The organism is Paenibacillus sabuli (assembly GCF_014705605.1).
Classification (GTDB): Bacteria; Bacillota; Bacilli; order Paenibacillales; family Paenibacillaceae; genus Paenibacillus_D; species Paenibacillus_D sabuli.
In genome coordinates this window covers 1-3,920 of record NZ_JACXIZ010000090.1, presented here as the reverse complement: position 1 = coordinate 3,920, position 3,920 = coordinate 1, and the positions used below count along the sequence as shown (strand labels likewise).

2 protein-coding genes, 1 pseudogene and 1 CRISPR repeat array are annotated in these 3,920 nt (G+C 62.5%); all 3 genes and pseudogenes read left to right on the top strand.

All coding sequences use genetic code 11. The features are described from left to right. Positions 1–442: pseudogene (locus tag IDH44_RS26160) on the top strand (hypothetical protein); the annotation flags it as partial. Then, positions 439–1,686 carry an LLM class flavin-dependent oxidoreductase gene (locus IDH44_RS26155; protein WP_190921764.1) on the top strand — a complete coding sequence of 416 codons (1,248 nt, stop codon included), beginning with the start codon at positions 439–441 and terminating at the stop codon, positions 1,684–1,686. The pseudogene IDH44_RS26160 and the gene IDH44_RS26155, both read left to right, overlap by 4 nt. 38 nt (positions 1,687–1,724) lie before the next feature. Next, positions 1,725–2,087: a helix-turn-helix domain-containing protein gene (locus IDH44_RS26150; RefSeq protein WP_190921763.1), complete on the top strand. Its 363-nt coding sequence runs from the start codon at positions 1,725–1,727 to the stop codon at positions 2,085–2,087. Positions 2,088–2,406: 319 nt separating this feature from the next. Further along, positions 2,407–3,557: direct repeats of the CRISPR family, unit length 32 nt; unit sequence GTCGCATCCCTCGCGGATGCGTGGATTGAAAC. Positions 3,558–3,920 lie beyond the last annotated feature (363 nt).

Sequence of the window (3,920 nt, the reverse complement as noted above, 5' to 3'; positions counted from 1 at the left end):
AGCGGCCCGGCAGCGTGGCCGGCTGCAGGCAGAGCTGCTGCGCGGCGGCCGGCCGCCGGGGAGCTGCCGGTTGCTCGTCCGGCTCTGTCCGCTGGCGGCGCGGACGAGCGCCGAGGCCGAGGCGCTCGAGCGGGCGCTACGGACGTCGCCCGGCGAGGTCCATGCAGCGCCGCCGCCGCTGGTGCTGGCCGGCACCGGCGAGGCGATCGCGGGCGAGCTGGAGCGCTGGCTGGCTGGCGGCGCGGCAGACGGCTTTCACCTGATGGGACTGGGACGCGGGGAGACACTGGCACGGTTCGTCGAGCTGGTCGTGCCCGAGCTGCGGCGGCGCGGTCTGCTCGCAGCCGGCGAACCGGCGCAGACGCTGCGCAGCGGGCTTGGGCTGGATCGTCCGGCGAGCCGCTACGCTGTCGTGCCGATCGGAAGGGAGGGAGGTCAATGACAGGCAATCACGCGGGCCGGATGCTGCATCTGAACGTATTCGTGCACGGCACCGGCCATCACGAGGCCGCCTGGCGGCATCCGGGGGTCGTGCCGGAGCAGACGCTCGACCTGGCCTATTACCGCGGGCTGGCCGAGGTGGCCGAGCGCGGACGATTGGACTCGCTGTTCGTCAGCGACGCCTACTTCGGAATCATCAACAAGCTCGAGGCGACCACGCTGCTCGGCGCGCTGGCCGAGTCCACCCAGCGGATCGGGCTGATCGCGACCGTCGGCACGACCTACTGCGAGCCGTATCATCTGGCCGCGCAGTTGGCGACGCTCGACCGGATCAGCGGCGGCCGAGCGGGCTGGAATATTGTGACGAGCAGCGCGGACGGTACGGCGGCCAATTTCGGCCGGGCGCGCCATCCGGACCATTCGGAGCGCTACCGGATGGCCGGCGAGTTCGTCGAGGCGGTCAAGTGGATGTGGCAAGGCGGGGCCGCATTCGACGGCGAATACTACCGGGCCCAGGGGCCTTATCGTCTGCCGGTCGCGCCACAGGGCTACCCGGTGCTCGTGCAGGCGGGCTCCTCGGAGAGCGGCCGCGCCATGGGCGCGCGAATCGGCGAGGTCATCTTCACTGCGCAGCAGACGTACGAGGCGGCTCATGCGTTCTACGCCGATATGAAGGGGCGGCTGGCCGGTTACGGGCGGAGCCCGGAGGAGCTGGTGATCATGCCCGGCCTGTGTCCGATCGTGGCTGATACCGAGGCCGAAGCCCGCGAGCTGGAGGCCGAGCTCGGCGAGCTGATCGACATGCCCGACGCGCTGCGGCGCCTCTCGACGCGCTTCGACGCCGATCTGGCCGGCTATCCGCTGGACGGCCCGGTGCCGCTCGAGCGGGCCAAGGCGCCGGAGTCGATCAACGCGCTGCGCAGTCGCCAGCAGCTGCTGCTCGACCTGGCGCGCGACGAGCGAATGACGCTGCGTCAGTTCGTGCACCGGTTCGCGGCCGGACGCGGCCACTTCGCCTTTGCCGGGACCGCCGTGCAGTTGGCCGACGAATTGGAGCGCTGGTTCCGGGAGGGCGCGGCAGACGGCTTCAACATCATGCCGCAGCTATTCCCGGGCGGACTGGAGACGTTCGTCGACAAGGTCGTGCCCGAGCTGCAGGAGCGCGGCTTGTTCCGCATAGAATACGAAGGCGCGACGCTGCGCGAGCATCTGGGACTGCGGCATCCGTTGGCAGAGCATGTCTAGCGGCGACGATGAATGATTTCATGGAGGAGTGGTCAGTGATGAATCCAGCGTCAGGCAACGAATCCGTTCGAGCGATCGCGCAGACGATCGTCTATATGCAGCAGCATTACCGCGACAAGATCGACATGGGCACGCTGTCGGCGATGGCCGGACTGACGGCGAGCTCGTACTCGCGCCTGTTCAAGCGGACGATGCGCGTGCCCCCGGTCAAGTATCTCACGCAGCTGCGCATCGAGCGCGCCAAGCGGCTCCTGCTCATGCACGGCGCGCCGGTAAAGGAGGTGTCCGCCGCCGTCGGCTTCGGCGACGAATTTTACTTCAGCCGCATCTTCCGCCGCCTCGTCGGCGTCGCGCCGTCGCACTACGGCAAGCGCAGCAAGGGGGGAATTGAAGGGAGTTAGGCGTTTGGCGGGGGCCTCGCCCCTGCAAAGCATGCAACCTGGGTATTGGCGAGGGTCATGCTGAGTCGCCCGTTGCGCGAACTGTACTTTTCGACTGAATCGGCAAGGCTTCGGGCGGGAGAGGCGTTTCCGTCCAGGTTGCATTACTCGTGGTGCGAACCTCAGGTGCACATGAAATCCCCGGGAGGTTCGCACCCCGCGCCAGGACTGAGTTTTTAATTAGAGACTCGTGTTTTTGGACCAATAAATGTATACTAAAAATAGGTTCGCACTTTTGCGCCCGGGAGCCCTTGCCGAGTAAGGGCTCCCGGGCGCCGCTGTCGCATCCCTCGCGGATGCGTGGATTGAAACGACAGTTACTCTGACGCTTATACGGTCAATCTAGTGTCGCATCCCTCGCGGATGCGTGGATTGAAACAGGCAGAACTCCAAATATATCTACTCCATTAGAGTCGCATCCCTCGCGGATGCGTGGATTGAAACATATAACCCCAGTCAACCCCGGCCACTACTTTCTGTCGCATCCCTCGCGGATGCGTGGATTGAAACATTGTCGGTACACACATTTTTAATTGCGAACGAGTCGCATCCCTCGCGGATGCGTGGATTGAAACCCTCCAGCGCGTCCACTTCCACAAATTCGGCGGTGTCGCATCCCTCGCGGATGCGTGGATTGAAACATAACGCGGAATATGATGCGGCCATCCTGCGCAAGTCGCATCCCTCGCGGATGCGTGGATTGAAACTTGTGTTCTCTCTGTTGTCTTGTGCGAACTGGATGTCGCATCCCTCGCGGATGCGTGGATTGAAACAACGCCGCCGCCGTTGGCGACAAAGGCCACGCGGGTCGCATCCCTCGCGGATGCGTGGATTGAAACATCGACGGAGTGAAGGTGGAGGCGCTGCCTGAAGTCGCATCCCTCGCGGATGCGTGGATTGAAACTTTTGTTCCTTATCATCCCTAGCCCTTAGAATCTGTCGCATCCCTCACGGATGCGTGGATTGAAACCCACATGCGCCCATTTTTGCGAGGTCGCCTACCGGTCGCATCCCTCGCGGATGCGTGGATTGAAACCTTCTATGGCATCTGCCCATCTATCAATAGTGCTTGTCGCATCCCTCGCGGATGCGTGGATTGAAACCTGGAGCGAAAGAACGACGGCGAGCAGCGGTCAAGTCGCATCCCTCGCGGATGCGTGGATTGAAACTCGTTCCCGAGCTGCTTTAACGCTTCAAGTGCTAGTCGCATCCCTCGCGGATGCGTGGATTGAAACGTCTCGCTGTTGGTCTGGATCGTGCAAGCAAGGAGTCGCATCCCTCGCGGATGCGTGGATTGAAACGGCACTAAATACCCAGAATTAAGGTATTTTTCTGTCGCATCCCTCGCGGATGCGTGGATTGAAACTTGTAACTACGCTCGTTGTTCGGTATCACGTCCGTCGCATCCCTCGCGGATGCGAGAATTGACAGTCTGGGGATTGTGCTCTCCATCTTCAGGCACCGGCGGAATGCGCTCCGTGCATTCGTCCACACCTCCGCCGCCCCGTGGGCTAACGGACGCTGCCAGGCTAACGGTTGCGAGCGTACTTATTTCGATCCATTTCAGGCGATTTGCAGGCTAACGGTTCCCACGGCGCTTAATTGGCTCCAATCGCGCGTTTTCGATCGATTTTACGGAAATAAGACCTGTGGCAACCGTTACAATTTGATCGGCGCTTTTTTTGGCTAAATAGCCGCTGTCGCAACCGTCCCTCGTATTTAAGAGGGTTGCTCACGAATGCTCACGCATTCGCAGGATTTCGAGATTTTGCACAAGTCGCACCTTGGCGGCGT

Bases quoted from the DNA above. Each gene is read 5' to 3' on its own strand.
- IDH44_RS26155 (WP_190921764.1), top strand. From the start codon at position 439: ATGACAGGCAATCACGCGGGCCGGATGCTGCATCTGAACGTATTCGTG.
- IDH44_RS26150 (WP_190921763.1), top strand. From the start codon at position 1,725: ATGAATCCAGCGTCAGGCAACGAATCCGTTCGAGCGATCGCGCAGACG.